4 protein-coding genes and 1 tRNA gene are annotated in these 2,817 nt (G+C 64.0%); 4 read left to right on the top strand and 1 reads right to left on the bottom strand.

From position 1 onward, the window contains the following. Positions 1 to 64: 64 nt before the first annotated feature. Positions 65 to 140 (top strand) — tRNA-Lys (locus tag AC16XC_RS13370). A gap of 132 nt (positions 141 to 272) precedes the next feature. Here the strand turns inward: AC16XC_RS13370 and AC16XC_RS13365 are convergent. Further along, entirely contained in the window at positions 273 to 776 is a 504-nt protein-coding gene (locus AC16XC_RS13365) for a flavin reductase family protein (RefSeq protein ID WP_484035158.1), read from the bottom strand. A gap of 114 nt (positions 777 to 890) precedes the next feature. Between AC16XC_RS13365 and ribB the strand changes: the two genes are divergently transcribed. The 3 genes from ribB to AC16XC_RS13350 form a co-directional block, all read left to right on the top strand. After that, positions 891 to 2,201, top strand: a complete 1,311-nt coding sequence (ribB, locus tag AC16XC_RS13360; RefSeq protein ID WP_484035157.1) for a 3,4-dihydroxy-2-butanone-4-phosphate synthase — start codon at positions 891 to 893, stop codon at positions 2,199 to 2,201. Next, positions 2,201 to 2,620, top strand: a complete 420-nt coding sequence (ribH, locus tag AC16XC_RS13355) for a 6,7-dimethyl-8-ribityllumazine synthase (RefSeq protein WP_484035156.1) — start codon at positions 2,201 to 2,203, stop codon at positions 2,618 to 2,620. Before ribB ends, ribH begins: the two co-directional genes overlap by 1 nt. Next, positions 2,617 to 2,817: aldo/keto reductase (locus tag AC16XC_RS13350; RefSeq protein WP_484035155.1), on the top strand; the 201-nt coding region annotated here is incomplete at its 3' end. The genes ribH and AC16XC_RS13350, both read left to right, overlap by 4 nt.

Here is a 2,817-nt window from a genome sequence, read left to right as displayed (position 1 = left end):
GCAACAATCTCTATATGGGGCGCTCCCGCGATTCGCGGGTCCGGTTTTCCAGAAATTCCGGTGTGGACGCATAGCTCAGTTGGTAGAGCAGCTGACTCTTAATCAGCGGGTCCTAGGTTCGAGCCCTAGTGCGTCCACCATTTCCCCCACAGACCAATCCCAAAGCAAAGCCCGTCGCGTATTTCGACGGTCGAACCTAGGGATTCCTTGTTGGTTTGGATCGACAAGCGATCCAAACTGGTTCGAGCCCTAGTGCGTCCACCATTTCCGCTTCAATCCATCATATCCGGCGCTTCGCTGATGTCGATATAGCGCCCGTCGTAATAGGTCAGCGGCTTGGCGTTGGCGCGGTGACGCGCGGCGATCAGTTCGCCGATGAAGATCGTGTGCGTACCGAACACCTGCCGCTGGGCCACGCGGCAGATGAAGCTCGACTGCGCATTGGCCAGCACCGGCACGCCTTCCTCCTCGATCCACTCGCCGATCCCGAAACGATCCTGTGCGCTGCCCCCTTTGAGGAAATTGTCGGCGATCGCGCGCTGCGAATTGCCCAGCACATTGACGCAGAAGCGGTCGGCCGTGGCGATCGGATCGTGCAGCGAGGCCAGCCGGTTGATGCACACCAGCAGCGAAGGCGGATCGAAACTGAGCGAGCTGACTGCGGTTGCGATGATGCCATAGCGCTCGCCTTCATGGCCGGTGGTGACGGCATAGACCGTCGCCGACACGTGGCGCATGGCATTGCGGAAAGTGGTGAGGATATCGTCGTGGTCCATCGAATCCCTTTGGGCAGGATATCGCAATGCGGCGAATCCGTCGTAAGGGCAACTCCTAGCTTGATGTGACGATTTGCGCTTGCCATCACATTATAATGTGATAGTCGCACGCGCATGGAACCATCGATCATCACCAAGGTCCGCGAGCTTGTTTCCGAGGGGACAATGTCGCGCGCCGGCCTCGCCCGCGCCGCCGGGCTCCACGCCAACACGCTGCGCGAATGCACCGAGCCCGGCTGGAACCCGACCGCCGACACGCTCGGCAAGCTCGAACGCTTCCTCATCGCCAACGACGAGACGCCGGTCCTCGTCCCGATCGAGGCGATCATCGACGAAGCCCGCAACGGAAGGATGTATATCCTGGTCGACGACGAGGACCGCGAGAACGAAGGCGACCTGATCATCCCCGCCCAGATGGCGACCCCCGATGCGATCAACTTCATGGCCACCCATGGCCGCGGGCTGATCTGCCTCGCCATGACCAAGGACCGGGTCGACCAGCTCGGCCTCGAACCGATGAGCCGCCAGAACCGGGCAAGCCACGGAACTGCCTTCACCATCTCGATCGAGGCGCGCGACGGGGTGACCACCGGGATCAGCGCCGCCGACCGCGCGCGCACCATCTCGGTCGCGATCGACAGTTCGAAGGGCCCGGACGATATCGTCACGCCCGGCCATGTCTTCCCGCTGGTGGCGCAAAATGGCGGGGTGCTGGTGCGCGCCGGGCACACCGAGGCCTCGGTCGATATCTCGCGCCTCGCCGGGCTCAATCCCGCCGGGGTGATCTGCGAGATCATGAACGAGGACGGGTCGATGGCGCGGCTCGACGATTTGTTCCGCTTCGCCCGGCTGCACAATCTCAAGATCGGCACGATCCGCGACCTGATCGCCTATCGCCGCAAGCACGACCATTTGGTCGAAAAGGTCGCCGAAACCCGCTTCACCAGCCGCTGGGGCGGCGAGTGGCGCGCGATCAGCTTCTACAACAAGGCGACGCTGGGCGAGACGATGGCGCTGGTCAAAGGCCATATCGATCCCGCGCGGCCGACGCTGGTGCGGATGCATGCGCTGTCGATCTTCGAAGACGTCTTCGCCGAACAGACCGACCGCAGCGGGCTGCTCGAAGGCGCGATGCGCGCGATCGGCGAGGAGGGCGCCGGGGTCGTGGTGCTGATCAACCGCCCTGCCCGCGACCATGCCACGCGCGCGATCCGGGGCCGCGAAAAGCGCGCCGAGGCCGCCGAGCGCGAGCCTGGCGACATGGCGCAGGAGCAGCGCGACTACGGGGTCGGCGCACAAATCCTTGCGGAATTGGGCGTGCATGACATGGTGCTGCTGACCAATACCCAGCATTCGCTGGTCGGCCTCGAAGGCTATGACCTTTCGATCGTCGGCGAGCGCCCGATCCCCCCAGGAGACGCGTGATGGCCAAATTCCTGATTGTCGAAGCGCGTTTCTACAAGCACCTCAACGAAATGCTGGTCGAGGGCGCGCGCAGCGTGCTCGAAGCGGCGGGGCATGAAATCGACATCCTCACCGTCCCCGGCGCGCTCGAGATTCCCGGCGCGATCGCGATGGCCGCCGATCACGGGATCTATCACGGCTTTGTCGCGCTTGGCGTGGTGATCCGCGGCGAAACCTATCATTTCGAGATCGTCGCGGGCGAAAGCGCGCGCGGGATCATGGCGCTGACGATGGACGGGCTTGCGATCGGCAACGGTGTGCTTACGGTGGAAAACGAAGCGCAGGCGCTGGTTCGCGCCGATCCCGCGCAGGGCAACAAGGGCGGCGAGGCGGCCAGGGCGGCGCTGGCGCTGCGCGATATCCGGGAGAGATTTTCATGAGCCATCGTTCCATCGGCGGGATCCGCCTGTGCCTGGGCGGGAACGTGTTCGGCTGGACCGCCGACGAGGATGCGAGCTTTGCCGTGCTCGACGCCTTCTACCAGGCGGGCGGGCGAATGATCGACACTGCCCAGGGCTATTCGGTCTGGGCCGAGGGTCATGTCGGCGGCGAAAGCGAAACGGTGATCGGCAAGTGG

It is taken from the genome of Candidatus Andeanibacterium sp. (assembly GCF_057143545.1).
This window is presented reverse-complemented; position numbering and strand designations above follow the sequence as displayed.

Coding starts and splice junctions, on each gene's coding strand:
- AC16XC_RS13365 (WP_484035158.1), bottom strand. CDS start 776: ATGGACCACGACGATATCCTCACCACTTTCCGCAATGCCATGCGCCAC.
- ribB (WP_484035157.1), top strand. CDS start 891: ATGGAACCATCGATCATCACCAAGGTCCGCGAGCTTGTTTCCGAGGGG.
- ribH (WP_484035156.1), top strand. CDS start 2,201: ATGGCCAAATTCCTGATTGTCGAAGCGCGTTTCTACAAGCACCTCAAC.